Source organism: Streptomyces sp. NPDC096013 (genome assembly GCF_044763565.1).
Classification (GTDB): Bacteria; Actinomycetota; Actinomycetes; order Streptomycetales; family Streptomycetaceae; genus Streptomyces.
On the sequence record NZ_JBIWGK010000015.1, the window covers coordinates 38,293 to 64,411 of the forward strand.

Genomic DNA, 26,119 nt, shown 5'->3' on the forward strand with positions numbered 1-26,119 from the left:
ACCCGTCGCGCCCTCACGACAGTGCCGAACTCGCCCTCACCATCGGCGAGTTCGACCTGCTGGCGTACTTCCTGCGGTGACTGCTGTTTTGAGAGGGATGACCGGGCTCACCCGGCCCGCAGGGCAGCCGTCGCGAACTCGGTCATGCCCTCCGCGAAGGTGATCCGGGGCTTCCACCCCAGTTCGTCGCGGAGCCTGCGTGAGGACGCGGTGATGTGCCGGACGTCCCCGAGCCGATATTCACCGGTCACCACCGGTGCCGGACCTCCGTACGACTCGGCCAGGGCTGCGGCCATCTCTCCCACGGTGTGGGGGTCCCCGCTGCCCACGTTGTAGGCCCGCAGACCGCCCTGCGACAGGTCGTCCACACCACCCAGCGCGGCGAGGTTGGCCCCGGCCACGTCCTGGACGTGCACGAAGTCCCGCCGTTGGCCGCCGTCCTCGAACACCCGCGGAGCCTCGCCGCGCGCGAGCGCGGAGCGGAACAGGGACGCGACGCCGGCGTACGGGGTGTCACGCGGCATCTCGGGGCCATACACGTTGTGGTAGCGCAGCGCGGCCACCCTTCCACCCGTCGCACGCGCCCACGCGGCGGCGAGATGTTCCTGGGTGAGCTTCGTCGCCGCGTAGACGTTGCGCGGATCGGTCGGTGCGTCCTCCGCCACCAGTCCCGGTACGAGCGGCTCACCGCAGCGCGGGCAGGGTGGTTCGAACCGCCCCTCGTCGAGATCGGCCACCCGGCGCGGCCCCGGCCGGACGACGCCGTGCCGGGAGCATTCGTAGCGCCCCTCGCCGTAGACCACCATCGAACCGGCCAGCACCAGACGTCCCACCCCGCCTGCGGCCATACCCGCCAGCAGTACCGCGGTGCCGAGATCGTTGCAGGCGACGTAGTCCGGCGCGTCGGCGAAGTCCTTGCCCAGCCCGACCATCGCGGCCTGATGGCAGACGGCGTCCACGCCGCGCAGGGCGTCGGTGACGGCCGCCGCGTCGCGGACATCGGCGTGCCGCCAGTCCACCCCCTCGGGGATGGGCGGAGCGGTGCGGTGGGCGGCGGGCAACAGTGCGTCGAGGATGCGCACTTCGTGGCCTGCGCCGACGAGAGCGGTGACGATGTGCGAGCCGATGAAGCCCGCACCTCCGGTGACCAGGATCAACATGCCCCGACCGTACGGCCGCGCACGCGGGAGCGGGCCGTTCGACGCGGGTACGTCAGCGGTTCGTAAGGCTTCGCGACCGTGCCCCGTCATCGCCGCTGTTCCCGGCGCTCTCCTCTCCGCTCCGGAACCTTGCCGCCGTCAACAGGCCGAAGGCCAGGGCGAAGCCGAGCATGGTGAGCACACCACGGGGCCAGAAGATGTGGCTGTCCACGAACGACCAGCAGGCGGCGAGCAGCACCATGGCGCCCGGCAGTACCCGGGCCCCGTGTCGCCGGTACAGCACCGCGCACGTCGCGAGACAGGCCACGGCCAGCGCGTACACCCCCGCCCGGCCCAGTTCGTCGCCGGTCGCGAACAGTCGCCCGGCCGCCCCATGGACTCCGTGGTGAACCACGGTGCCCGCCGAGATTCCCGCGACGGCGTCGAGGCCGGAGTAGTACACCGCGTAGCCGAGGCAGCCGGCCCAGGCGAGCACGGTCAGCGCTCCTTCTGTGTCACGGCGGGGCCTGCCCCACAACGGGACCACCAGACCGAGCGCCAGGAAGGGAAACACCGGCAGCAGAACGATGTGCAGCCCGGCCCAGTGGCCCGCTGTCGCCGCCGTCAGATGGCGTGGATGGACGGCACCGGCCAACGCCAGCAGCAGGGGAGCCGCCGTCACCAGCACAGTCGTAGGCAGAGCACGCAAGGATCGCATCCGGTCACGGTAGGAGTCCGCGGCGGCTCCACCGGGTCCTGCGCGGAACGCGTAAGACACCTGTAATACCGGCGCGGCCAGGACCGCCACAGCCCTCACGACGGCGACCGCCGACGGCGGGCGACCCACCTGACGGCCAGTGCGAGTGCCGTCACGGCACCCACGGCCGCCATCGCGATCAGCCAGTTGCGCGGATAGTCCAGCGGGAGCACCGAGGCGTTCGCCCTACGTCCCGGACGCAGCAGCACCGGCAACGCCACCACTGTCAACGCGCCCGCGACCACCAGCGCCCCGCGGACCGTCCCGCGCGCTCCGCCCCGCACGAGCGCCAGCCCGGCCAGCAGCACCAGCGGCCCGATCAGCCCGTCGTGCAGGACGACCGCGCCGCCCAGCCAGACCAGCACACCGGTCAGATCACGGACGTCCGCCAGCAGCGACGCGCCGACACCCATGAGTGCCAACCCGGCCGCGCCCAGGAGAACACGCGTCACCTTCACGACAGCACCTCCAGCCGGCCGACCCACTTGGTCTGCAACACGCCGGGCCGGTTCGGGGCGATGAGGCGCGCCGGGTAGCCGTGGTCGGGGTGCAGTTCCTCTCCGTTCAGACGGAGCGCGAGCAGGGTCAGCGGATCGCGGGCGTGGGGATGTCCCATCTCCGACACCCGGTAGCCGCCGCGCAGTTGCAACGACACCACGCGGACCCGTGCATGCGGCGGCGCACCCGCCCGCTCCAGCAGGTCCACGACCCGCACGCCCGTCCAGTGCGCCGACTTGCTCCAGCCCTCCACGCAGGCGATGGGCAGTTCCACTTCGTGCTGCGGCAGAGCGCGCAACTCGTCCAGGGTGAGGGTGTACGGCCGTGGACCGGCCACCACCAGGCGGTACTCCTCGTCGGCGACCCGGCCGACCCCGGCCGCCGCCGCGGTCCTGTTGACGGGCAGGGCCTGCGGGCCGTGGTCGGGATGGCGGGGCGCGAACAGGAGGAAGTCTTTGAGCGGGGTGAAGGACTGGCCCACCGTGGTGAGGGTGACGGCTGCGACGGCCGCGCCCACCGCCGTCAGCAAGGAGCGCCGGTCGGCACCGTCCTGTGCGGGCAGGGCGAGCGTCCCGGGCGACCTCCGGCTCCAGTGCGCCCGGATCTCCGGGGCTTTGACCGCGATGTGCAGCACGAGGGCGCCGATCACCAGCCACGCCACCGCGTAGTGCACCGGCACGAACGAGAACGGCCACGGATACCACTGGACCGTGTTCAGCAGCCCGGTCGTCAGCTCGAAGACGGAACCGGCCACCAGTACCGCGATCGACACACGCTCCAGCGCATGCCGCGCCGACCGCAGCGGCGGCCACGCGAACAGCCGCGGATACACCGTCCACAACTTGGCGAGCAGGAGTGGAATCGCCGCGATGCCGGAAGCGACGTGCAGGCCCTGGGTGACCCGATAACCCCACGACGGGCGGCTCGGGATCTGGTCGGCCAACCAGCCGGGTGGGTGTTGCATGAAGTGGCTGACGAGCCCGGTGAGGAAGCACACGGCGAACGCCGGCCCGAGCCAGCGGCCGACCGAGGTCGCCGTGCGGGCGTCGTGCAGCCTGCCCCTGAACACGGGCGGAGTGACACGGAGTTTCATGCCCCCATCCCACCCGCCGCCCGCCCGTTCCGGAACGACTGAACGCCTTACGGAACAAGGACGGTCCTGGTCACGCGACGATGCGCTTACGAGAGTCTGACGCGGTCGGCGGCATTCCCGGGGCATGTACGGCGAGGTGCGGGAGGCGGGTTCCGAGATGTCGTACGACGTCCCGACTGACGCGGGCAGCCGGCCGGTGGCCCGGGATGCCCGCATGGGGGACCGGACGCAGCGCGGTGTTCGGGAGCAGGCTTCGCGTCATCGCGCAGGAATTGTCCGCCGGGTCTGCGACGGTGGGGAGGCGTCGGCGAGGTCGGCGCCGGTGCTGGCGTCCCGCTCGGACTGGTCGACGCCACGCCAGTCCAGGCACATGACGGTCGCGTCGTCGTGGAGGTGGCCGTCATTGGCGTCGACGATCGCCGCGATGAGGGCGCGGGCGGCCTCGCGAGGGTGCAGTGCGCCGGTCCGTACGATCAGGCCCGGTAGATCGAGACTGCTGGCGTTCCGCTCCAGCATGCCGTCGGTGAGCATCACCAGCCGGTCACCCGGCCGCAGGTCCAGCGACTGGACCCGGTAGGTGTGAGGGGCGTGGAAGCCGAACGGCATGTCGATCTGCGGAGTGATCTCCTGCACCTGGCCGTCCCGCATGCGCAGCGGCCAGGGGTGGCCGGCGTTGATGAACTCGGCGCTGCCGTCGATCAGGCTGATGCGCAGCAGCTGGCCGGTGACATAGCCCTGATGGCCGTGTTCGCGCATGGCCTCATCGGCCTGGCGGGCCTGTTCGGCGAGGTCGGCACCGGCTCGCCGCGCCCGGCGCAGGGCGCTCACCAGGAGGGTGGCCAGCAGCGCGGCGTCGACGTCGTGGCCCATGGCGTCGGTGACGGAGAGCTGGACGGTGTCCCGGTCGATGACGTAGTCGAAGGTGTCACCCCCGACGTGGTCGGCCGGCTCCAGCGCTCCGGCCACGGCGAACTGCGCGGCCTCGCAAGCGAGCGAAGCCGGGAGCAGCCGGTGCTGGATCTCCGCGGCCAGGCTGAGTGGAGTGGTCCGCCGACCCCACTGGTACACGTCGGTGAACGAGCGGTTCGCGATGACGATGTACGCCAGGACGTGCGCGGTCTCGCCGATCTCCCGCATCGTCTCCGCGTCGGGTGCCATGGGGAGGAACAGTTCGAGAAGCCCGATGGCGTCCCCGCGGTTGGTCACGGGGGCGACGATCCGCACCAGCCCGCCGTCGCCCCGGTCCTCCACGCTCGGCCGCTGGGTGCGGATCACGTCGCCGTACAGCGTGCCCCGCAAGGTGATGCGCCGGGCCGGTTCGTCGGTGTCGATGCTGTCGGCCGCCCCGAGCCGAACCACCGAGCCGCCGGTGAAGTCCGTGATGAGGAAGGAAACCGACGCGGCCCCGAGGCGCTCCTTGAGCAGTCGCGCGACCACGTCGAGAGACTCCACGGGTGCCGCCGTCTCGGCCGCGGCCAGTGTCCCCGCCAAGGCCACCGTGCTGCCCTGGTCGTCCCGGTTCACGGAAGCGGGGACGGGCCGCCCACCGAGCCCTTCATGCTCGCGTACGGTCACGGTGACTCCTCGCTGCTCGCCTGTGCTCAGGGCTCCCGCCCGGTACGCGAGGGGTCGACGCCGAGCCCGCTGCCAGGGAGATGCTATTGCACCACAAGGCCCCCGAACGGACGAGTCTTGGTTTGATTCCGTCGGGGACTTTGGAGTTGTCGAGGTTCAGCAGTCTCCGTCACAGCGGGGATCCCCGGGGGTGGGGTTGTTCCAAGAACGGGCGAGGCCGCACTCCAGCGCTCGGAGACCGGGAAGCCGCCGACCGCTGTGTGCGGTGTGCGAGGGGCTGACCGTGATCACTCTCGGCAGCCCCGTCACCTCAGCGGCCTCGGCACCGGGCGGTCAGGCGGTCATGGCGTCGCGGACGAGTGCGGTGTCGACGAACTGTTCGAAGCGGACGATGAGTCCGCCGCGTACGACGAAGTGGTGGGCGACGCGGGCGTCGATCGGTTTGCCGGTGGCTTTGTTGGTGGCGGTGTAGCGGGCGAGGACGACGACGTTCTCGCCGTCGGTGATGTAGGTGTCGTCGTGGGCGGTCCAGTCGTCCCAGTCCTTGCCGAGCTGTTCCATGACGTTGGCGGTGACGCCGTCGGGGGTTCGGTAGGTCCCGGCGAGGGGGAAGCCGGCCATCTCCGTCCACTCCACGTCCGGGGCGAGGGTGGCGCGCAGGGCGTCGAGGTCACCCGCGGCGGAGGCGAGGTACTGGCGGCGGACGACGTCTGCGGGTGCGGTGGAGGTGGTGAACTCGGTCATGGTCAGCCCCACTTCATTTCGCCCTTGGCGACCTTCGCTCCGATCTGGGCGGCGATGAGCATGCCGTGGTCGGGGTAGCGGGCCACGAGTGCCTCGGTGAGTGCGGCGCCGTCGGCGGCCTTGGCGAGTTCTTCTTCGAAGGCGAGGAGGTAGTCGCGGGTGGCGGTGATGGCGGTGGTGTCGGCCGGGGTGCCGGGGAGGCGGTGGCCGGGGACGACGAGTTCGGGCTGGAGGGCGGTCATCTCGTCGAGGAGGTTGATCCAGGCGGTGCGGTCGTCGGGGGTGGGGGTGTCGGCGACCCAGACGTGTTCCTGCTGGAAGAGGAGGACGCCGCCGAGGAGGGCGCGGTGTTCGGCCTGCCAGAGGTAGTGGCGGTCGGGGAGGGTGGCGGGGCCGCCCTTGAGCTGGAAGGTGTGGCCTTCGAGGGTGAGGTCGCCGGTGAGCGGTTGCAGGTCGACCAGGCGGGTGGGGAGGTTGGGGCCGAGGGCGGCCCAGGCTTTGAGTTTGCCTTCGTAGGAGTGGGCGATGTGTTCGATGACGAGCGGGGTGGCTACGAAGACCGTGTCGGGGAAGGCGTCGGCGATCACTTCGGCGCCGAAGTAGAAGTCGGGGTCGGCGTGGCTGATGAAGACGGTGGTCAGTGTCTTGCCGGAGTCGAGGATTTCGGCGGCGAGGCGGTGTCCGTCGGCGCGGGTGAAGGCGGCGTCGACCAGTAGTGCGTCGTTCTCGCCGGTGACGAGGGTGGCGGTCTTGTTCTTGCTGCCGGCCGGGAAGTCCAGGTCGAGGACCTTGAAGGAGAGGTTGCTCATGATGTGCTCCTGGGAGGGGTGGGCTGCGGTGCTGGTCAAGAGGGGCGCTGAGCGGCGAGGGCCGCGAGACGCTGGTCGACCTCGGCCGCGGTGGCGTGTCCGCGAGCCAGGACGAAGGTGCTCCGGCCGTCGAGGCCGAGGAGGGTGGGGAAGCCGGTGACTCCCAGTTCGGCCGTTCGGCGGAAGTCGGCCTCTGCCGCGGACCGGGACTCGGGTGACTGGAAGGCGGCGACCACGGTGTCCGCGTTCAGGCCGGCCTGTTCGGCGATCTGCCGGTAGGTGCTGCTGTCGGAGAGGCTCAGTCCGTCGACGTAGAAGGCGTGTTGGAGGGCGGTGGCCAGTTCCACGGCCCGGGCGGGGGAGGTCCGGCGCAGGGCGGCGACACCGCGGGCGGCGGCCTCGGAGTCCATCACGAACGATCCTTCGGCGGCCAACCTCTGGTATCCCGCCCCGAATTCGGCGCCGGTCGACTCTGTGATCCGGCGGTTGGCGTCCTGGATGAACCCGGACGCGCTCAGCCGCATCCGGCGGTCGCCGGTGAAGAGGCCGCCGGAGATCACGTCCACGGGCAGCTGCGGATGGCGGGAGACGACTTGGCGCAGAGTCGCGGAAAAGCCGTGGGACCAGCCGCAGTAGGCGTCGAAAACGTAGACGAGCTTCATCGCACACCTCGACAGGGTGGGTGTCCGCCTGGTGCGGACGATTCATCTGATCAAACAGTAACTGACGCGTCAGATATTTCCCGGGAGATGTGGCGTGCGTCACACATCGAGGTGATGTTATGGAGATCCCTGTGCTGCCGCGTCTTGACAGGTCAGGGCAGCCGAGGCAGCAGATCCCGAGCCGAGTGACTGAGGATCCGCAGGTCCTCCGCGAAGCGCTGACGGTCGTCGGCGGGGATGGGCGCCAGGAAATACCGCCTGATGTTCTCCACGTGCAGGTGGGCGGCGCGGACCGCCGTCTCCTCACCGAGTGCGGTGAGCCGGACCAGTCGCCCGCGCCGGTCGCCGGGAGTCTCCGTGCGCTCGGCGAGTCCCGCGGCCTCCATGCGGTCCACCAGCCGTGTCGCCCCGCCGGTCGTCAGCACCTGCTCCTGCGCGATGGCCCGCATCGACAGCCCCGGCTCGCCCGCCCGGCCGAGGATCAGCAGCACCTCGAACATGAGATGGCTGACCCCGCACTCCTCCTCAAGCGCACGGCCGAGGATGTACTCCAGCCGGTTGGCCGCACCCTGCAAACGCCCGAAGGCCAAGACGAGTTCATGATCCGCCGCTTCCTTCGCGGTCGAGATCCCCGATCCCTCAGCCACGGCCTCGCCACCTGTCTCATCGTCGTGGGCACCAAGGTACTGATCATGCCCTGCCGAGGAGTCCTGATGGCACCGCCCGCCTATCCGAGTTCCAGCAGCCCCCTGCGGACCGCTTCCGACACCGCTGCCACCCGGTTGTCGACCCCGAGCTTGCGATAGACGCGGACGAGGTGAGTCTTGACCGTCGCCTCGCTGAGATACAGGGACTCGGCGATGGAGCGGTTGCTGCGACCGTCGGCCATCAGCCGGACCACTTCCCGTTCCCGTTGTGTCAACTCCGTTGCGGGGCTGACCACTTGGCCCACCAGGTCGCCGACGACCTCGGGTGCGAGCCCCATACCTCCCCCCGCCGCACCGCGGACCGCCCGGAAGAGATCCTCCGGCGGTCCGGCCTTCAGCACATAGCCGCGCGCTCCAGCCTCCAGAGCGCGCACGACGTGTGCCCGTCCGGAGTAGCTGGTCAGCATCACCACCGGCACGGCCGGAGCGCCGGCGGTCAGCGCGCGGACCGCCTCGACACCGTCGACCGGGCCGTCGCGGTGTCCGTCACCGCTGTCGAAGCGCAGGTCCATCAGGACGACGTCGGGTGCCAGGGTCATGGTGAGCCGGACCGCCTCTGCGGGATCGGCGGCCTCCGCGATCACGCTCAGATCCGCCTCGCCCTCCAGCAATGCGCGCAGCCCGGCCCGAACCACCGCGTGGTCGTCGGCGATCAGCAGTCGCAGCGGAGACGTCGTCATCGAACGGCCACCGTCGAAACCGAGGCCGGCGCGCTCTGGTTCACACGTGCCTGCGCACCCGGCCGTGGACCGGCGGGCACGGTGGCCCGGACGCGGGTACCCCGGCCTGGAACCCCGTCGACGGTGAGACCGCCGCCATGCTCCCGCAGCCGCGCCCGGGTGGCCGGGAGACCGAAACCACGGTCCGGGCGGTTCGCCCCGCGCAGGTGGGCGACGTCGAAGCCGACACCGTCGTCCCACACGTCCAGGTCGACATGGTCCGCATGGTGGTGCAGCGTCACGGACAGGCTGGTCGCGCAGGCGTGTTCCCGCACATTGGCCAGCATGCCCTGGGCCGCCCGGAACAGCGCGGTGGCGGCCTGTTCGTCCAGGTCGGGACGGTGGCTTCCGGTCGAGCGGAACCGTACGAACGCCGCCGTGCCCTCCTGCTGCGCGCGAGCGCACAGCAGCCGCAGGGAGCCCTCGAGTCCGTTCTCGGCGACCGCGGACGGAGTGAGGTCCCGAATCATCCGTCGGGTCTCCGCGAGACTGACGTCGAGACCGTCGGCGACCGCGCGCACCCGGGTGCGCGCGACATCCTCGCCTCGCTGCCAGTCCCGCTCCGCCGCCTGGAGCAGCATCAGGCTGCCGGACAGCTCCTGCGCGAGCGTGTCGTGGAGGTCCCGCGCGATACGCTCGCGCTCCTCCAGCGCCCCGGCTCGCCGCTGTTCCCGCGCCAGTACGTCACGGGTGTCGCGCAACTCGTCCAGCAGACGCTGGCGATCGGCGGCGGACCGCTGCTGCGCCTGATACAGGGTCACCGTCCCCCACACGGCGGCCACGGGGATCAGCACCATCTCGGGGTCGAACCCGCCCGCGCTCCGGGTCAGTTGACCGACCAGCACGAGGGTGATGGCACCCAGCGCGGCGCTCGCCGCGCGCCACCCGAGCGCCCGGAGCGCGGCACAGGCCAGGGGCACCGCACACCAGACGTAGGCACCGGTCAGGGGCGGAGGAGTGAGGAACACGAGGAAGGCCCACAGCAGGACGAGCGCGGCGACCCATCCGTGTCGAGCGGGCGGACCGAGCCGCTGCCACAGGACCAGCCCGGCCGCATAGGTCACGGCGAGCAGTGTGCTGACGGCCACGATGTCCCAGCACAGCGCGCTGTTCAAGCGGACCAGCCGCACCAGCCCAGCGCCCACGACGAGGAAGAACACGAGGTGTGCCAGATGCCGGGGAGCGAACCGGCGGCCATGGGCCGGTGACGAGGTGTCCGCGGACTCCGGAGCGGAGGCGGGCATGGCGAACCCCCTGCAGAATGATCCGTTGGGGTCGCTGAGTCTATCCGCCGACTGTATGAGCGATGTGAAGAGCGGGGCCCCGGGCCGTGCCGCAGGGGAGCCGGCGCCGAGGCCCCGCGGTCCGTCAGGCTCCCGGGTGCAGGCCGAGCCAGCCGGGGGTGGGGTCGCCCTTGACCTCGCCGAAGTACAGGGCGAAGGTCTGCTTCCAGCGTTCCACCGCGGCACGGTCCGCCATGAACTTCGGGAAGCCGTCGACATGGGCGTTCGGGTACTCCCACAGCCGCTTCAGGCCGGCCGGGGGAGCGATGTCGGTGCGCACGGACCAGCCGTTGAAGGACTTCGTCTGCACCTCGGTGGACAACTGCCAGTTGAGGTAGAGCTTGGCTGCCGTGGGGTTCTTGGCCTGCTTGAGCACGGCCGCACGCTGGCCCCAGCCCATGAACGGGTGTCCGTCGGCGATCACGAACTTCGTCGGCGAGTTCGAGGCCACCGCCGAGCCCGAGGTGCCGATGCCGATCGCCTTCTGCCCGGCGGAGACGGCGACGCCCGGTGAGTTGCTGCCGCGTGCGAACCGGGTGTCCTGCGCGGCGAGTTTGGCCACCCACTCCCAGCCGTACTTCTGGGCGTAGAGCGAGTAGAGGTAGAGCACGGCGTCGTCGTCGTGCGGGTAGGACGAGGCGATCTTGCCCTTCCACTTCGGGTCGACCAGGTCGCCCGGGTTGCGGGGCGCGTCCGAGCCCACGGCTGCGGTGCCGTACAGGAAGCTGAAGGCGATCACCGAGACGGCGACCCAGGCGCCCTGCGGGTCCTTGAACGCGTCGTGCAGTTTCGAGAACCCGGCGGGCTTGTAGTGCAGCAGTCGGCGCTGCTCCTTCCAGCGGACGAAGTCCTGGACGGTCTGCAGCTGTACGACGTCGGGGACGAGAGTGCCGGTGGCGAACTGGTTGTCGACGCGGACGTCGTGGTACTTGCTGTAGTCGACGATCAGCGTGAGGTCGATGTCCGGGAAGCGGGCCTTGAAGGCGGCCTTGGTGCCGTCCTGCTGGGTCGGGGTGTCGCCGCCGGCGTAGATGACGAGCTTTCCGCCCTCCTGGAGCGCGGCCTGGTAGAGCTCGTCGAGCGTGCGGGTCTCCTCGCCCCCGGCGGAGTGGCGCGCGGCGGCGCCCGTGGAGGCCGAGGCGGTGGTCGCGGTGGCGCCGGCCACGCCGAGACCGAGGGCGGCTCCGGCTCCGGTGGTGAGGACACGTCGTCTGCTGAAGCTGGACATGCTGAGGAGACCTCTCTGCTGGGGGTGTACAGAGCCCGGCGCCGTGGGCAATCGTCATTCTGCTGCGGGGAGACGGGGCGCCGCGTCGTCCGGGCGGATCGATGTGGCGGCGGAGGATGGACATCGCGTTCAACCGATCGGTTGAACGCCACACCGGTGACCGACCCGCACCGAGCGGACTCCGCCCGGGTCGCCATCGGCCCCGGCGACACCGCCGTCTTCGACCTGGGCCAGAACATGGTCGGTGTCCCCCGCTACACCCTGACCGGCCCTGCCGGAGCCCATGTCACCTTCCGGTTCGGCGAGATGCTCAACGCGACGTCGAATCTTTCACGGGCGCGCTACGCCACCGCCCCCGCGGCCCGAGGTCAGGCGGCCCCGCACCATCCCCTGTTGGGGACAGTCCCGGACGGGTGGGTGGCGTGGCGTCAGTGCTCGCGGTTCTGCCCCGGCGGCGACAGAATCGGTGCCAGGCTCCAGTGGTTCCCGGCGTCCAGCTCACGCGCCCGGATTTGCGCGGACGACGGGTCGGCGTACGTCAGCCGGTTCAACGGCGCAAGGGCTTCCGGCCGCTTGGCCGGAGGAAGTCGTAGTCGATGGCGCGTGAGCCTTCGGCCAGCGGGCCGTCCGCCTGGCACCGGCTACGTGTGGATCATGTCCCGACGCCGTGGGCGAGGAGGCTCTCGGCGGTGTCCGTGATCGTGTCCTCGATGGGACGCGCTCGCCATCCGAGAAGTTTCTCCGCTTTCGCGCTTGTGGCGTCGAGATCCCGGCCGAGCTGGTGCTTGAGCAGTCGCAGTTCCGGGTTCACGATGCCCAGTGCGCGGGCGAGCCACACGGGCAGTTCACGGGTCGGGGCCTTCGCGGCGCGCTCACCGAGGCGGTCACGCAGAATGCGCGCGATCTCGACGACGCGCAGGCTGTGCCCGGCGACGGCGAGGAAGCGCTCGCCCGCCGCTGCCGGATCGGTCATCGCGCGCAGATGCAGATCCGCGACATCGCGCACGTCGACGAAGCCCATCCCGAAAGGAGGACACGCGGGGACCCGTCCTTCGAGCATGCGGCGGACAAGGCGCAGGGAGGGTGGATCGTCGGGGCCGAGCAGGGGTCCAAGGACTCCCACGGGATGAACCGCTGCCAGTTCCAGCCCACCGCCCTCGTCCTGGACGAACTGCCAGGCCGCGCGTTCGGCAAGCGTCTTGGACCGCTGGTAGGGCGGGATGTCGCTGTCGACGTCGGTCCAGTCCTCCTCGGTGAACGGGGTCGACCGCGGAGGGTGCCCGATCCCCACGGCACCGAAGGCGCTCGTCAGGACGACCCGACGCACGCCGGCGTCGCGGGCGGCGCGCAGCACCCGCAAGACGCCCTCACGTGCCGGGACCACCAACTCGTCGTCGTTCGCCGGCGTGTGGCGCAGGGTCGGCGAGGCCACGTGGAGGACGAAGTCGCAGCCGGCGACGGCCGCCTCCCAGCCGTCGGGACGTTCGAGGTCGGCGCGTACGACCGTGAGACGGTCGTCGTCGAACGGGATGGCCGTGTGCAGCCAGGCCCGCAGTGCCGGCTCACGCCGCAGGTCGCGGACCGTGGTGCGGACGGTGTATCCGGCGTCGAGCAGGGCCTGGATGCACCAGCTCCCGAGGAATCCGGTTCCTCCGGTTACCAGTACGTGTGTCATCTGTCTCTCCTCAGTTCTGGACTGGTCGAGCAAGGGGTGAGGGCGGGTGGGCCGCCCGATGCCGCTGGGCAGCGACCACGCTGCTTCCCAGGAGGGCGGGGCCGAACATGATCGGGTAGATCACGGCGCGTTCGAACAGCCCGATCTCCCACATTCAGCCGGTGAACACGTCAGCCATGAAGAGGGAGAACGCGATCAGCCCGACGGTGCCGAGGGTGACGCTCGAGATCGACCTGCTCCTGGTGAGCCCGATGTGGGTTCCGCCGGTTCCGACAGCCACGGCGCCGGTACGGACGACGGTGCTCACGCGAGGGCCATTTGGGGCACGCGCTTGCGGATGGCCTCCATCTCGGCCTCGTCCGAGATGCCCTGCCAGTCGTGCCGGGGGGTGTAGGGGGCTTCCAGGGCGCGCGCCTCTTCGTCGGTGAGTTCGATGTCGAGTGAGGCCACGGCCTCGTCGATCTGCCGGATCGAGCCGGCGCCGACCAGCGGCGCGGTGACGACCGGCTGGCGTCGCAGCCAGGCGAGTGCGACCTGTGCGCGGCTGACGCCGTGGGCATCCGCGACCTGTCCGACCGTGTCGATGATCGCGTGGTTGGAGGCTTCCTCGGCCGGTGAGTAGAGCAGGTCGGCGTAGGCGCCGTCGGTCGCGGAACGGCTCGTGGACCGCGCGTCGTCCCAGGCGCGGGCCAGTCGGCCGCGAGCCAGCGGGCTCCAGACGACTGTCCCGACGCCCTCGTCCAGGCACAGCGGGATCATCTCCCGCTCCTCCTCACGGGCGAGGAGGTTGTAGTGGTCCTGCATCGACACGAACCGTGCCCAGCCGTGCCGCTCCTGGAGGTGCAGCGCCTTCGCGAACTCCCAGGCGTGCATGGACGAGGCCCCGAGGTAGCGCACCTTGCCCGCCCGGACGAGGTCGCTGAGTGCTTCGAGGGTTTCCTCCAGCGGGGTCGCGTGGTCGTTGCGGTGCACCTGGTAGAGGTCGATGTAGTCGGTTCCCAGGCGGCGCAGCGAGTGGTCGACCTCGGTCATGATCGCCTTGCGGGACAGGCCGCGTCCGTTGGGGCCCAGCCGCATGGGGTGGCGCAGCTTCGTGGCGATCACGACGGCATCGCGGTCGGCGAAGTCCTTGAGCGCACGGCCGAGGATTTCCTCACTGGAGCCGTTGGAGTACATGTTCGCGGTGTCGAAGAAGTTGATCCCCACCTCCAGCGCGTGCTGGATGAGCGGGCGCGCGTCCTGTTCGCCCATCGACCAGACGGGGTGCCCGCGGTCCGGTTCGCCGTAGGTCATCGCGCCGATCGCGATCGGAGACACATCGAGGCCGGTCAGGCCGAGCTTGATGTATTGCATGACGCTCCTTAAAGTATGTGGAGAGCTCTCCGAATAACGTAGTGGAGAGTTCTCCACTTAGCAAGGTGAGGTTCTGTGGTCCGTTCAGACGCCCGCGAGAACAGGGCACGCATCCTCGCCGCCGCACGCGAAGCGCTCGCGGCGGACGGCAGTGCGTCGATGAACCAGATCAGCCAGCGCGCGGGAGTCGGCGCGGGCACCCTGTACCGCAACTTCCCCACACGTGAGTCGCTCGTCCTGGCCGTCTACCAGGACGAGGTGGAGCGCATCGTCGGCACCGTGCCCGGCCTGCTGGCCCGGATGTCACCGCTGGAAGCGCTCCGCCACTGGACGACCGGCCTGGTCGAGGCCATGCGCAGAAAACACGGACTGGGTGACGCTCTCAGCCCGGGCGCCCACCACGCGATCAGCGAGCAGAGTTACGGGCCGGTCATCGCCGCGATCACGGAACTCCTCGACGCCGGCAAGGAGGACGCAAGCATCCGGCCGGACGCCGACCCAGGCGACTTCCTCCAACTCACCGGCGCTCTGTGGCGCGCCGCGTCCACTCCGGAGGACCGCGCACCCCACATGCTCGCGCTCATCCTCGACGGACTCCGCACGCACCGGTAGACGAAACGCCCGCCCCAGTGCCTGTCCGCCCGGCGATTCACATGTACGTCGTCGCCGGTGACGGGCGCGCCATCGGCCGGGAAAACGGTGGCAACGTCGCCGAGCCCGACGCGGGGCAGGTCGCCGAAGCGGTGGATGGTGCAACCGGCACCCGCGTCGCCGCCTCTGGCGTATCGCGTGCAGTCCTGACGGCCCGGCTCTCCGCGGGGCCGCCCCGATCCTCGGAGGAACGCGTCGTCGAGAGCGAAGGCGATCGCGCCGGGGAGGCAGACGCCATCAGGATCGCCGGCCGGAGAGGGCCGGCCCGGGTACACGGACGCCATGGTGGTGAACCCCCCTCGGGGGCTTCGTGCCGGCCGTGCCGCTCCTCGCGCTTCGGCCGGCGCGGCTGTCTTCGCCTGGCTCCGGGTGGTCAGGCGCTCTGGGTGAGTTGGGCGCGGCCGAACAGCAGCGCGTCCCCGGAGCAACCGCGCCAGGACGCGGTCCAAGGAGCCGGGGGCGGCCATGCTGCCGACGACGACGAGGACGGCTCCGGTGTCCCGGCGCGCGGGCGCGGCAGCGGTGCCTGTGCGGGACGCCGGATCGGATCAGGCCGGCAGACCGTCCCGCGGTGCTGTCGGTGTTTTCGTGGACGTGGTGGAGCAGGGCGAGTTCCGCCTCATCTGCGGCGGCGACCACCAGCAGAGAGATGGAGGAGCGGGCCGAGTGGGCACACCCGCACACGCGCACACCCTCATCCGCTGGGACGCCGACTTCGCGTGAAGTGACGACCTGACGACATCACAGGTGAACGCGGCGCTTCATCGTCCTTGGGCAACCGCCGCGCTGTCGTGCAGGAAGTCCGCGAAGGCTTCGGCGGCCGGGGTCAGGGCATGGTCGCGCATGCGTACCAGGAGGATGCGGCGCACCGGGGCGGGGGGCAGGAGAGGCAGGACGCTGACGCCCCCTCGGATACCTTCCAGGGCCAGGGTGGGGGCGAGGGCGACGCCGATGCCGGCGGCGACCATGGCCTGGGCCTCCTGGTAGTCGTGGGCCTCATAGGCGATATGCGGTTCGAAACCGGCCGCGCGGCAGCTGCGGGTGAGGGCTTCGGCCACCGGGTGGTGGTCGGCGCGGGTGATCCAGGGGTCGTCGGCGAAGTCGGCGAGGGCGGCCGAAGATCGGTCGGCCAAGGGGTGATCCTTGCCGACGAGGAGTGCTGGAGGGTCGTCGACGAGCGAGGTGACGACGATGTCCTCGCGGTCGATGCGGTTCCAGTCGTAGTCCCACATCAGGGACATCTCGATCTCGCGGTTCTCCAGCAGCGCCCACAGTCCCGCGATGCGGGCGCTGCGTACCGTGAGCCGCACATCGGGGTGCGTCCGGCGGAAGGCGATGACCGCCCGTGGGAGGAGGGAGGCGCCGACGGTGGGGAAGGTTCCGACACGGAGAGTGCCGGCACGGAGCCCCGCGAAGTCGGCCAACTCGTTCTCCGCGGCCGTCAGTTCGCGCTCGATCCGCTCTCCTCGCTCGGCCAGCGCGCGCCCCGCGTCGGTCAGCGTGACGCCCCGCGCATGACGCTCCAAGAGCGGCTGCCCTGCCTCCGCCTCCAATCGGCTGACCTGCTGCGATACCGCTGACGGCGTGTAATTGAGGGCGCGGGCGGTCGCCGTGACCGAGCCCCGGCGGGCGACTTCGGTGAAGAGCAGGATGCGCCGGACGTCGAGCATCTCGCCACCTCCAGCGTTCACTTCAGCTTAATACCCATGCAGATTTCCGAGATTGTACTTCACGCTGCGCGCGCCCACTGTGGATCGCACCCCCACACGGAAGTGCCGTCGGGGTTCCCGTGAGGAGTCTGTTGTGTTGCGTCTTCAGGGCGAGATGATCCGCGGAGGTACCAGCAAGTGCTGGATCTTCGACCACCACGACGTGGTGGCCACCGGTGTGGACGCCGACACCCTGCTCCTCGCCGCCTACAACGCAGCCGACCCCCGTCAGATCGACGGCGTCGGCGGTGCCTCCTCCACCACCTCCAAGGCGGCGGTCGTCCAGACCTCGACGAAGCCGGATGTCGACGTCGAGTACGCCTTCGCACAGGTCGGCGTCGGCGACGAACAGGTGGAGTGGACCAGCAACTGCGGCAACTGCGCCACCGCCGTCGCCCTGTACGCCGTGCACAACGGCCTCGTGCCGGTCACGTCGGACTCGACCACGGTACGGATGCTCAATGTCAACACCGGTGCCCGGCTCAGCGGCACCATCCCCACCCCCGGGCGGACCGCCCCCGATGCGGGGACAGCCCGGGTGCCGGGCACTGCCGCGCTCGGCGTGCCGGTGCTCCTCGGCTTCGAGGACCCGGCGGGTACGTCGACCGGCCGAGCCCTGCCGACCGGCCACGCCCTGGACACGCTGACCGGACCGACCGGCACCGTCGAAGCCTCCCTCGTCGACGCCGGTGCTCCGGCGGCCCTGTTCGAGGCCAAGGCGTTCGGACTCGACGGCACTGAGTCCCTGGCCGACTTCGCCACCGTGGTGCCCACCCTCACCGCGCTGCGCCGGTCGGCCGCCCTGGCCATGGGACTGGCCGCGGAGACCGACCCTGTCAGCCACGCCGTCCCGAAGGTCGGGGTGGTCGCCCGTCCTGTCACCTACCGCACCACCGACGGCGCCCTCGTCCACCAGGACGAGTACGACCTGGCCGTCCGCATGGTCTCCATGCACGCTCCCCACCCGGCGATCGGTCTCACCTCGGCCGTCGCCCTGACCACAGCAGCCGCCATCCCCGGCACGCTCGCCCACCGCGTCGCCCGGCAGACCGCCGACGGGACGCTACGCCTGGGCACCCCGGCCGGTGTCATCACCGCCCGAGCCGTCCCCGCGGCGGAGGGCGCATCCCCCACAGTGCTGCTGCACCGCGCCGCCCGCCGCATCGCCCGAGCCGAACTCCTCGTTCCCGTCCTGGAAGGACACCCCGCATGAGCCGCAACGACGCTGCCCCGGGTACCCGCAACGCTCCGCCGAGCCGCCTGCGCAGGCTGCTGTCCCCGCTCTACGTCCAATGCCTGATCGGTGTCCTGGCCGGGGCCGCCGTCGGCTGGCTGTGGCCGTCGTTCGGAGCCGAACTCAAACCCCTGGGCGACGGGTTCATCGCCCTGGTCCGCATGATGATCGCGCCGGTCATCTTCTGTACCGTCGTCCACGGCATCGCCTCCGTGGGCAACGCGCGCGCCGTCGGCCGGGTCGGTCTCAAGGCGCTGATCTACTTCGAGGTCCTGACGACCGTCGCCATGGTGATCGGTCTGGTCGTGGTGAACGTCGTCCAGCCCGGCAGTGGGCTGCATGTCGACCCTTCGACCCTGTCGACCAAGGGGCTGCCGCCTGAGGCGACCGCGAGCCACGACAGCCTTGCGGCTTTCGTCCTCTCCACGATCCCGGACACCCTGCTCAGTGCGCTGACCGGCCACGAGATCCTGCCCGTGCTGCTGGTCTCGGTGCTCTTCGGTTTCGGCCTGAACGCCGCCGGTGACGCGGGCACGGGTATCACCCAGAGCATCCAGCGGCTGTCCAAGGTCCTGTTCACGCTCATCCGCTGGATCATGCGGCTCGCCCCCATCGGCGCCTTCGGTTCCATGGCCTTCACCATCGGCAACTACGGCCTGGACACGCTGCGCCACCTCTTCCTGCTGGTCGGTTCCTTCTGGCTCACCGCTCTGTTCTTCGTCCTGGTCGTGCTCGGCACGGTCATGCGCGTCAACGGCCTGCGCCTGTTGCCCTTCCTCCGCTACATCAAGGAGGAACTGCTGATCGTCCTGGGCACCTCGTCCTCCGAGCCGGTGCTGCCGCGGCTGATGGCCAAGCTCCAGCACGCAGGCGCGTCGAAGACGGTCGTCGGGATCACGCTGCCCGCCGGGTACTCCTTCAACCTCGACGGCACGGCCATCTACCTGACGATGGGCTCGGTCTTCCTCGCCCAGGCCCTCGGCATCGACCTCAGCCTCACCCAGCAGCTGTCCATGCTCGCCGTCATGCTGCTCACCTCCAAGGGCGCGGCCGGTGTCACCGGCTCCGGTTTCATCTCCCTGGCGGCCACCCTCAGCGCCGTACCCCACGTGCCCGTCGCCGCCCTGGCCCTGATCTTCGGCATAGACCGCTTCATGTCCGAGGCCCGCGCTCTGACCAGCGTGGTCGGCAACAGCGTCGCCACTCTCGCGGTGGCCAAGTGGGAGGGACAGCTGGACGAGGAGCGTGCCAAGGCCGTCCTGCGCGGCGACCTCGCGTTCACCGCCGCTCCCGAGGACGATGACACCTCCGCCCCGCAGACTGCCCCGGGCGGCGGAGCCAAGCCCCAAGCGGCCGATCCCGAGGCAGCGTCCGGAAGGGACCGTGAACCGGTTCCCGCCGTCGGCTGACCTCCCTTCTCCGGCCTACGGGACAGGCCTGTGGCGTCCCGGCCGGTCTCGAACCAGCGGAACATCGCGGTCAGGTCCTTGATCAGGGGCACGAAGCGGCCGGTGACGGCTCCCGCGGCGCGGGCGACGGCGGACGGGACGGCCACCTCCTTGATCTTCTTTCCAGCCCGGCGGCCCATGATGTCGGCCACCTCCCGCATGCTGACCGGACGGTCCCAACCGATGTGGATCCGCTCACCGTTGGCTGCCTCGGCGTCGGCGGCGGCAGCCAGGTAGGCCGCGAGGTCGGAGGAATGGACGAAGGTCAGCGGGACGGTGGCCTTGCCGACCCACACCATGCGGCCCTTGACGACCGGGTCGCCCGCCATGGTCGCGACCTGGTCGAGCAACGATGACCACGCTCGACTTCACCCGCGCCCTTCCCCGTGGCCGGACCCCTAGGCATCCTCAGCGCGGTCCGGCAGGCTTCTGCGACGCTCCGCGCGCCCGTACGTGGCTGTTCGAGAGAGCGGGCATGAGTCGACATCTGAACAGCAGTGGGCCCGGCCGGTGGAAGCCGGCCGGGCCCACGCTGCGTTCCCCTACGACGGGTCCGTGTTGCCGTGGTTGGTCAGTGGTCGGAATAGCTGAAGTCGCCCACGGTCCAGGCGCTGACGTCGTCGATCGCCACCCGGTACATCCCGCCCGTCTCCGGGATTCCCACCGGGCCCTGGAGAATCCGGGCGACGTGGAAGTGCAGATGAGTGGGCGGCCCGTCCTCTTTGGTGGGGGCGTCGAAGACGGCGGAGAACTCTCCCAGGCGGGCGGAATCCGTCAGCACCTCCGACACCCTGCGCCTCCACACGGCTTCGGGAGCGAGGCGGCCGGTGATGACAGCACCACCGGTGACCACGGTCAGGGACATCTGGTTGCTCTGCCCGGACTCCACCACGGTGGCGACGTCAATGAGCAGCTGGTCAGGCTTCGACATGGGGAGGATTATATTTGCCGCCCGCCGGGCTGCGTCAGCGGCGGCGTCACCGGACGAGGAGGGCGCTGACGGTCTTGCCGGCGCGGGCAGGGCGGTTGACCGTCGTCGCCCGTGCGAGGCGGTTGACCATGGGTCAGGCGAAGCGGCCCGTGCCGCGGTTCAGGTCGTCAAGTCGTCAGGTCCAGAATGCGGGTGCCGCCGCAGTGACGCAGGGCGTTGGTGACGAGTTCGGACAGCGCCAGCGTCACGGTGTCGGCGTCCTCCGTCACGATCGGCTGGTCGGGATGTTCGAGGAAGTCCCGGACGCTTTCCCGCACGCCGGGTAAGGGCCGTCCCGCAACGATCACTCGGAGCCGGTCAGGCCAAGCTCAGCAGCCTGCCGAGGCAGCGGCGTGATCCGCTGCCTTCTGAACAGCGGGGATCAGGACTGCAAGGCGTTCGAGTTGGTCACGCTGTGAGCGCAGGTCCAGGGCGCCGAGTCGTGCGACGATGTGCCGGACACCGGCGACGACGTACTCTCCCAGGCGCTGGAGCACTTGGTCGGCAGAGCCGGTGACAACGGCCTGTGTCCTCTCCAGTTCTTCCAGGGGCATGCCGTAGGTGGCCCGTGCGTAGGCGTCGAGCGCTCGGCGGCCGCTCTCAATGTCGTCGTCGATCCGTACCGAGACAAACAGCGCGGGTGTGATGTCTTCAGCCGCACGCCCGGCCCCGGCTGCCACTTGGCGGACATTGCGAAGGCCGGACGCGTAGTCGGTGGGGTCGGGCGGATAGGGCAGCCATCCGTCGTACGTCCGGCCGGTGCGGGCCTGCGCTGCGGGGGTCGCGCCACCGAGCCAGATGGGCGGGCCGCCGGCTTGGGACGGCCTGGTCGTGGGCGGGATGTCATCGAACCGGAGGATCTCGCCGTGGAAGGAGTCGGCGCCGTTCCACAGTGCCCGCCACAGCGCGACAGTCTCGTCCAGGCGGGCGAAGCGCCTTTCCCAAGGCAGCTCGGACAGCGTGTAGAGGGGCCGCCCGAAGCGACCGGGGAAGCCGGCGCCGACGGTCACGGTGAGCCGGCCACCGGACAGCACGTCAATCGACCCAAGTGCCTGCGCGGCCTGGATCGGCCGACGCAGGAACGGCATCAGTGCAGCCGTACCCAGGGTCACGGCCTCGGTCGCCGGGGCGAGGGCCGCCAGCATCGTGAGTGCCTCGATGCGCGGGCTGATCAGGGAGTCGTTTACGAAGAGCGAGCGGAAGCCCAGGCGTTCGGCCTGGCGGCCGAAGGCGACCAGCTCGCGAGGGTCGTCAGCCGCGCCCCACTGGGCGGTTCCGGTCGGAAGCAGTACACCGATGTCCATGTCGTTGATGTTCGCGACCGGTGCGAGAGGCGACAATTCCCTGCGGGGAATGGCCTGGGACCCTCCGCCGCCGTTACAACAGGTCCGTGGACTTCCCTCGTGCACTTCGCGAACGGCGTACCCGCCGTCAACTCAGCCAGCTCGACCTGGCCTTTCGGGCGGGCACCACGCAGCGTCATCTCAGCTTCATCGAATCAGGCAGGTCCGTCCCCGGCCGGAACATGGTCGTGCGCCTGGCCGAGTCGCTGGAACTGCCGCTGCGGGAGCGCAACGAGCTGCTGTTGGCAGCCGGGTACGCACCCGCCTACCCCGAGAGCTCACTCGACGACCCGGTTCTGGCTCCCGTGCGTACGGCGATCGATCACATCCTCCGCGGGCATCTGCCGTATCCGGCGTTGGTTGTGGACCGTGGCGGCGACCTGATTGCCGCGAACACCGCATTCGGCCTGATCACCGAAGGGGTTGCCCCCGAGCTGGTGGGCCCGGGCAGGAACGTTTACCGCCTCGCGTTGCATCCCGACGGCCTGGCTCCCCGCATCCGCAACCTCGCCGAATGGGCGCGCCACATCCTGGCCCGCCTCGGACACCTGGAAGAGTTGCGCGCCGAGCTGACTGGGTACGTTCCCCAACTGGATCCGTCTGCCGGGCTGCTCGGTTTCGCAGTTCCGCTCCGCCTGCGGTCCTCGTACGGTGAGCTGCACCTGATGACGACCGTGACCACCTTCGCCACCGCTGTCGACGTGACACTTGCCGAGCTGAAGCTGGAGGCGTTCCTGCCGGCCGACGCGGCGACAGCCGAGGCACTCTCGGCGGCCGCCGGGCACATGGGTGCCTCTGCTGCTGCGGATCAGGCCACCAGGTCCCACTCCGGCCGGCCGTCCCGCATGAGCTGACCGGCACCGGGAGGATGTTGCACGACTCGGCCGTACGGGATGGCCGGCAACGGCTCGCCTGGGTCCTGACGCGCCTGTTCGGCCAGGCGGAATGCCCAGGATGCGAGAGCGTCTTCGGCATCGCAGACGAGTACGGGGACGCCGTGCTGATCGTGGACGGCACTCTGGTCGCGACCCGGGACGCGCAGTGGCCGAGCAGTCGACGAACTATCGGTACTCGACCAACCGCCAGGTCGTCATCGACGCGGACGATGGCGAGGCCGACGCTCATGGTGTTCGTCAGGTATCCCCGGTCTCTGGATCGTTGACCGGTTCCGCCTCCGGAGTCCTCTCGCCCTCTCGCGGTTCCTTCATCAGGCCGGGGTAGCCACCGCCCCTGAGCCCGCCGCTGTTCGAGGCGGATTGCCTCACTGTCGAACGCACGGAAATCTATGTTTGTCGGAGTAGACATTGCCCTTGGGGCGTAGTTATAGTTCTCTCGTAGCCCAGAGAGACAGCAGGGCCCGGCAGACACGAACTGCCGGGCAGCAGTACACGCAGTTTCAGTTCGCAGTACCCAGCAGTGAAGTGAGTGAGCAGCACCTCGGTGAAGGCGTCGGCTGCGGGCGCGCGCACCGGGAAGTTCGGCAGTGGGGTTCCAAGCCAGAGCAGACGCAGGATGGGCGACGGGGCTGGCTGTCGAAGTGCGGTGCTGTCAGAGGCCGCAGAGCAGTCGCATCACCAGCACTACCCGCTAGGTAAGCAGTTGATCCCTGAGGGAAGAACGGAGGAGTGAAGCGCCATCGGGATCGCCCGGGCCGACATCTTGAACCCGGGTACCGCAGGACATCGATAGTGAGGTGGTCTCCGGTCAAGCAACCGCGATCCCAGCACCCCGGCGGCATCTGAGCCGGGGCCGCGGAAACAGAGGGCCGGCGCAGCACGAGGGCCGGCAGATGGTGTAGTAGTTCCTTCGGGGCCTTGGTGCCAGTGGCACCAAGGCCCCTCCACGCGTTCCGCAGAGAGGTGCAGATGACAGCAGATGACTTGTTCGGCCGTATCGACGACGAGGATTACCCCGCCTACACGATGGGCCGGGCCGCCGAACTGCTCGGCACCACGCAGGGCTTCCTCCGCGCCATCGGCGAAGCCCGCCTGATCACTCCGCTCCGTTCCGCCGGCGGCCACCGCCGCTACTCCCGCTACCAGCTGCGCATCGCCGCCCGCGCCCGCGAACTCGTCGATCACGGCACCTCTGTCGAGGCCGCCTGCCGCATCATCGTCCTCGAGGACCAGCTCGAAGAAGCCCAGCGCATCAACGCCGAATACCGCCGCACCGCGGAAGCGGCGAACCCGACGACCACGGCCTGAGACAGGACTGCCCGCGCCGACGGGCGCCGCCGTACGCTCCGGTCCCGGTCTGCGACAGGATCGCTTTCCCCGGCGACGCGGGGAACAGGCACGCAAGGTCTTCGCCGCCTGTCGTGCCCGATACGCTCCATGGCCCACGCTGTTGCCGTGGGCCATTCGCGTCCGGTGCTGCCGGGACCGGGGCGATCATCCGCCCTACCCATGGGAGAGATGGTGTGGGCGATGCGCTTCACTTCTCGACCTCCTCCTCGGGAAGACCGGCGCCGGGCCCTACGGCCGTATCCGTTGTGAACGGCGTGAGGTAACTCGGTGTCCGCGTGCGCAGGCGCATCTTGAGCGTCAGCCGTATGCGGGTGGAGGCGGGCAGGACGACGGTGAGCAGGTTGCTGTCCACGGGTACGTCTGCCTCGGTGACGGTCGGTTCCTCGTGGCCGTAGTCGTACATGTCTCCGGCCCACGAGTCGTCCTCGCAGGCCGTGTGGCGCACCGAGGTGATCGTGTGTTCGGCGAAGGCGCCGGCTTGGACGACGACCGTCCGCGTGCGGTCGGCGGACAGGTTGACGAGCTCGACGACGGTGGCTTCTGGGTCGATGGAGGTGACCAGGGCCGCCACCTCGTGCGGCAGGCCGGCGCGCCGCGCCTCGCCGTCGTAGTAGCGCACCCGTGCTTGTTGCAGACCCCCGTTGTAAAGGACTTGGGGGCCGCCCCATGTCAGTTGTACGAGTGCCTCGGTGACGACGGGGTTCGACTGCTGCCACATGTGGATGTCTTCCTCGGCCACATCCCGATCGCGGTAGCGGTCCATGCGGACGAGGCGGTGGCGGACCTGCGCCTGGGCCGCGGCGAGGATCCTTTCCGGGTAGTCGGGATCGTCGCCGGCGAGGAAGGCGAACCACGCCTCCTCGTGCCCGGACTCCTCCTTGGAGCGGAAGGCGCGCACGTGACGCCAGTCGAATCCGCTGGCCGCGCGCAGCCGTTCCAGCCGGGCCCGGTCGGCCGGAGCGGCCGTGTGATGCCACAGCGCCACAGGTACGGCGGGCGTGACGGGGTTGTGGTCGAACCATCCGGAGTTGTTGCGGCGGAAGGGGATGTGCAGCGTGGGTGTGTGGATGCCCGGACCGAGTTGGGCGAGCCACTTGGAGGGGAGGCTGGAATCGGCGTCGGCGAAGGCCATCACTTTGCCATGGCCGATGAGAGTGTCGAGGCTGGTCCTGACCATGGAGAGGTAGTCGTCGTCACCGGTGACCGTCGCTGCCGCCAGTGCCGCCACGCATGCGGCGTGGCCGACGCTGTGCCAGCCGTGCGGCCAGGACCAGCCGTAGTGGCCGCCGTACCAGCGTCCTTCGAGGAGGCTGCCGACCACGCCGTCCGGGCCGACGTTGTCGGGCAGCAGGCCGCCGTTGGCCATCGTGCGTCCACGCCAGGCGTCGACGTACTCGACGATCCAGTCGCGGTGGCGTGCCTCGCCGGAGAGGATCCAGGCGTTGAGGACCAGTCCGGCCGCGGCGAGGTTGACCGCTGTGTCGCCCCTGCCCATGCGGTCGCGCATCTCACTGCCGAGGCGCGGGTCCTCGGACAGCGGCGGCAGGGGGGCGTCGGCGGGGAGGGCCCAGTCGAGCGGAAAGCCGTACAGCTCGGCTTCCTTGGGCAGCCAGGGGTAGACGTTACTGTCGGACAACCCGCGGCGCTCGGGGTCGCTGCCGTTGTGCGGGCGCGTGATGACACGGTGGTCGGGGTCGTAGTTGCCCTTCGCCGGATCGACGTACAACTCGGCGAAGCGCAGGGCCCGTTGTGACCAGCGTTCGGGGGCCGCCATGCACAGGAAGTACAGCAGCAGCAGGCTCTCGCCCTGGTGGAACCAGTCGTAGCCGCGCTCGAACTCGTCCTGGAGCATGCCCAGTTCGGTCAGCTGCCGGGTGACACCCTCCCAGTGCCGCTCGGCGGCAGGCAGCAGGTCGTCCGCGCCGCCGAGCAGATACAGCTGGGGCCAGTTGAAGAACGTCTCGTAGAAGTCGTCCACTCCGTCACGGGTGGTGAGTCGTCCGTCGTAGTTCAGACGCCCGTCCGGGCCGGTGAAGTTTTGCTCGAAAAGGCGCCAGGCGTGGTCGAGCAGTTCGAACAGTGCGCGCTGTGCCAGCGCCCAGCCGGGGGGTTCCAGCAGGGGCACGCTGGCTCGCACTCCGGCCAAGGACACCGGGCCGCCGGGGGAGGCGGTCTCCCCGTCGGCAGGACGATCGGCGGAACCGAAGGGCATGGAAACGTCTCCGTTCGGGAGGGGAAGGCCGTGGAAGCATGCGGAGGCCGCCGGGACGACGGTC

The 26,119-nt window shown here is 70.0% G+C and carries 27 protein-coding genes and 1 pseudogene; 8 read left to right on the forward strand and 20 right to left on the reverse strand.

Features of this window, described 5'->3' with window-relative positions; translation table 11 throughout:
• Positions 1 to 107: 107 nt before the first annotated feature.
• From ACIRB1_RS36590 to ACIRB1_RS36645, 12 genes are all read right to left on the reverse strand, one after another.
• Positions 108 to 1,160, reverse strand: a complete 1,053-nt coding sequence (locus tag ACIRB1_RS36590; RefSeq protein ID WP_403468544.1) for an NAD-dependent epimerase/dehydratase family protein — start codon at positions 1,158 to 1,160, stop codon at positions 108 to 110.
• 52 nt (positions 1,161 to 1,212) lie between these two features.
• On the reverse strand, positions 1,213 to 1,857 hold the full coding sequence (locus ACIRB1_RS36595; RefSeq protein ID WP_403468545.1) for a hypothetical protein: 645 nt from the start codon (positions 1,855 to 1,857) through the stop codon (positions 1,213 to 1,215).
• A gap of 95 nt (positions 1,858 to 1,952) precedes the next feature.
• Positions 1,953 to 2,354, reverse strand: coding sequence for a hypothetical protein (locus ACIRB1_RS36600; protein WP_403468546.1), 402 nt, complete (start codon positions 2,352 to 2,354; stop codon positions 1,953 to 1,955).
• Entirely contained in the window at positions 2,351 to 3,487 is a 1,137-nt protein-coding gene (locus ACIRB1_RS36605) for a molybdopterin-dependent oxidoreductase (protein WP_403468547.1), read from the reverse strand. The genes ACIRB1_RS36600 and ACIRB1_RS36605 overlap by 4 nt, the downstream gene beginning before the upstream one ends.
• Positions 3,488 to 3,745: 258 nt before the next feature.
• The gene (locus tag ACIRB1_RS36610; RefSeq protein WP_403468660.1) at positions 3,746 to 4,984 is read right to left on the reverse strand and encodes a PP2C family protein-serine/threonine phosphatase; all 1,239 of its coding nucleotides are present in this window, start codon (positions 4,982 to 4,984) and stop codon (positions 3,746 to 3,748) included.
• Between the two features lie 411 nt (positions 4,985 to 5,395).
• Positions 5,396 to 5,806: a nuclear transport factor 2 family protein gene (locus ACIRB1_RS36615; RefSeq protein ID WP_403468548.1), complete on the reverse strand. Its 411-nt coding sequence runs from the start codon at positions 5,804 to 5,806 to the stop codon at positions 5,396 to 5,398.
• Positions 5,807 to 5,808: 2 nt separating this feature from the next.
• Entirely contained in the window at positions 5,809 to 6,615 is an 807-nt protein-coding gene (locus ACIRB1_RS36620) for an MBL fold metallo-hydrolase (protein ID WP_403468549.1), read from the reverse strand.
• A gap of 35 nt (positions 6,616 to 6,650) precedes the next feature.
• Complete coding sequence (locus ACIRB1_RS36625; RefSeq protein ID WP_352182750.1) at positions 6,651 to 7,277, reverse strand: DsbA family protein; 627 nt, start codon at positions 7,275 to 7,277, stop codon at positions 6,651 to 6,653.
• Between the two features lie 152 nt (positions 7,278 to 7,429).
• A complete protein-coding gene (locus tag ACIRB1_RS36630; protein WP_352182751.1) occupies positions 7,430 to 7,924 on the reverse strand; it encodes a MarR family transcriptional regulator in 495 nt (164 codons plus the stop codon).
• Positions 7,925 to 8,004: 80 nt separating this feature from the next.
• The gene (locus tag ACIRB1_RS36635; RefSeq protein ID WP_352182752.1) at positions 8,005 to 8,664 is read right to left on the reverse strand and encodes a response regulator transcription factor; all 660 of its coding nucleotides are present in this window, start codon (positions 8,662 to 8,664) and stop codon (positions 8,005 to 8,007) included.
• The gene (locus ACIRB1_RS36640; RefSeq protein WP_352182753.1) at positions 8,661 to 9,947 is read right to left on the reverse strand and encodes a sensor histidine kinase; all 1,287 of its coding nucleotides are present in this window, start codon (positions 9,945 to 9,947) and stop codon (positions 8,661 to 8,663) included. The genes ACIRB1_RS36635 and ACIRB1_RS36640 overlap by 4 nt, the downstream gene beginning before the upstream one ends.
• Positions 9,948 to 10,071: 124 nt before the next feature.
• A complete protein-coding gene (locus ACIRB1_RS36645; RefSeq protein ID WP_352182754.1) occupies positions 10,072 to 11,214 on the reverse strand; it encodes an extracellular solute-binding protein in 1,143 nt (380 codons plus the stop codon).
• A gap of 156 nt (positions 11,215 to 11,370) precedes the next feature.
• Here ACIRB1_RS36645 and ACIRB1_RS36650 point away from each other — a divergent pair, with 156 nt between their 5' ends.
• Positions 11,371 to 11,913, forward strand: coding sequence for a family 78 glycoside hydrolase catalytic domain (locus tag ACIRB1_RS36650; RefSeq protein ID WP_403468550.1), 543 nt, complete (start codon positions 11,371 to 11,373; stop codon positions 11,911 to 11,913).
• On the opposite strand, the gene ACIRB1_RS36655 is transcribed toward ACIRB1_RS36650, so the two are convergent.
• The 3 genes from ACIRB1_RS36655 to ACIRB1_RS36665 all read right to left on the reverse strand — a co-directional run bounded on the left by ACIRB1_RS36655 (position 11,867) and on the right by ACIRB1_RS36665 (position 14,242).
• On the reverse strand, positions 11,867 to 12,889 hold the full coding sequence (locus ACIRB1_RS36655; RefSeq protein ID WP_352182755.1) for an aldehyde reductase: 1,023 nt from the start codon (positions 12,887 to 12,889) through the stop codon (positions 11,867 to 11,869). The genes ACIRB1_RS36650 and ACIRB1_RS36655 overlap by 47 nt on opposite strands.
• Positions 12,890 to 13,043: 154 nt before the next feature.
• On the reverse strand, positions 13,044 to 13,196 hold the full coding sequence (locus ACIRB1_RS36660; RefSeq protein WP_352182756.1) for a hypothetical protein: 153 nt from the start codon (positions 13,194 to 13,196) through the stop codon (positions 13,044 to 13,046).
• Entirely contained in the window at positions 13,193 to 14,242 is a 1,050-nt protein-coding gene (locus ACIRB1_RS36665) for an aldo/keto reductase (RefSeq protein WP_352182757.1), read from the reverse strand. Before ACIRB1_RS36665 ends, ACIRB1_RS36660 begins: the two co-directional genes overlap by 4 nt.
• 75 nt (positions 14,243 to 14,317) lie before the next feature.
• On the opposite strand from ACIRB1_RS36665, the gene ACIRB1_RS36670 reads away from it, so the two are divergent.
• Complete coding sequence (locus ACIRB1_RS36670; RefSeq protein ID WP_403468551.1) at positions 14,318 to 14,854, forward strand: TetR/AcrR family transcriptional regulator; 537 nt, start codon at positions 14,318 to 14,320, stop codon at positions 14,852 to 14,854.
• A gap of 504 nt (positions 14,855 to 15,358) precedes the next feature.
• Positions 15,359 to 15,616, forward strand: a complete 258-nt coding sequence (locus tag ACIRB1_RS36675) for a hypothetical protein (protein WP_403468552.1) — start codon at positions 15,359 to 15,361, stop codon at positions 15,614 to 15,616.
• Between the two features lie 38 nt (positions 15,617 to 15,654).
• Here ACIRB1_RS36675 and ACIRB1_RS36680 read toward each other — a convergent pair whose 3' ends face one another.
• Positions 15,655 to 16,563 (reverse strand): LysR family transcriptional regulator, encoded by a 909-nt coding sequence (locus ACIRB1_RS36680; protein WP_352183040.1) that lies wholly within the window; start codon positions 16,561 to 16,563, stop codon positions 15,655 to 15,657.
• Between the two features lie 133 nt (positions 16,564 to 16,696).
• On the opposite strand from ACIRB1_RS36680, the gene ACIRB1_RS36685 reads away from it, so the two are divergent.
• Both ACIRB1_RS36685 and dctA read left to right on the forward strand, forming a co-directional pair.
• Positions 16,697 to 17,815: a PrpF domain-containing protein gene (locus tag ACIRB1_RS36685; RefSeq protein WP_403468553.1), complete on the forward strand. Its 1,119-nt coding sequence runs from the start codon at positions 16,697 to 16,699 to the stop codon at positions 17,813 to 17,815.
• Entirely contained in the window at positions 17,812 to 19,245 is a 1,434-nt protein-coding gene (gene dctA / locus ACIRB1_RS36690) for a C4-dicarboxylate transporter DctA (protein ID WP_403468554.1), read from the forward strand. Before ACIRB1_RS36685 ends, dctA begins: the two co-directional genes overlap by 4 nt.
• A gap of 610 nt (positions 19,246 to 19,855) precedes the next feature.
• Here the strand turns inward: dctA and ACIRB1_RS36695 are convergent.
• The 3 genes from ACIRB1_RS36695 to ACIRB1_RS36705 all read right to left on the reverse strand — a co-directional run bounded on the left by ACIRB1_RS36695 (position 19,856) and on the right by ACIRB1_RS36705 (position 21,558).
• The gene (locus ACIRB1_RS36695) at positions 19,856 to 20,215 is read right to left on the reverse strand and encodes a hypothetical protein (RefSeq protein ID WP_352182761.1); all 360 of its coding nucleotides are present in this window, start codon (positions 20,213 to 20,215) and stop codon (positions 19,856 to 19,858) included.
• A gap of 167 nt (positions 20,216 to 20,382) precedes the next feature.
• Positions 20,383 to 20,532 (reverse strand): hypothetical protein, encoded by a 150-nt coding sequence (locus tag ACIRB1_RS36700; RefSeq protein WP_352182762.1) that lies wholly within the window; start codon positions 20,530 to 20,532, stop codon positions 20,383 to 20,385.
• Between the two features lie 51 nt (positions 20,533 to 20,583).
• Positions 20,584 to 21,558: an LLM class flavin-dependent oxidoreductase gene (locus tag ACIRB1_RS36705; protein ID WP_403468555.1), complete on the reverse strand. Its 975-nt coding sequence runs from the start codon at positions 21,556 to 21,558 to the stop codon at positions 20,584 to 20,586.
• A gap of 86 nt (positions 21,559 to 21,644) precedes the next feature.
• Here ACIRB1_RS36705 and ACIRB1_RS36710 point away from each other — a divergent pair, with 86 nt between their 5' ends.
• The 3 genes and pseudogenes from ACIRB1_RS36710 to ACIRB1_RS36720 all read left to right on the forward strand — a co-directional run bounded on the left by ACIRB1_RS36710 (position 21,645) and on the right by ACIRB1_RS36720 (position 23,801).
• Positions 21,645 to 22,451, forward strand: a complete 807-nt coding sequence (locus ACIRB1_RS36710; protein WP_403468556.1) for a helix-turn-helix domain-containing protein — start codon at positions 21,645 to 21,647, stop codon at positions 22,449 to 22,451.
• Between the two features lie 137 nt (positions 22,452 to 22,588).
• Positions 22,589 to 22,701, forward strand: a pseudogene (locus ACIRB1_RS36715) (IS5/IS1182 family transposase); the annotation flags it as partial.
• A gap of 761 nt (positions 22,702 to 23,462) precedes the next feature.
• Entirely contained in the window at positions 23,463 to 23,801 is a 339-nt protein-coding gene (locus ACIRB1_RS36720; protein WP_352182765.1) for a MerR family transcriptional regulator, read from the forward strand.
• Positions 23,802 to 24,030: 229 nt separating this feature from the next.
• Here ACIRB1_RS36720 and ACIRB1_RS36725 read toward each other — a convergent pair whose 3' ends face one another.
• Positions 24,031 to 26,055, reverse strand: a complete 2,025-nt coding sequence (locus ACIRB1_RS36725; protein ID WP_403468557.1) for a hypothetical protein — start codon at positions 26,053 to 26,055, stop codon at positions 24,031 to 24,033.
• Positions 26,056 to 26,119 lie beyond the last annotated feature (64 nt).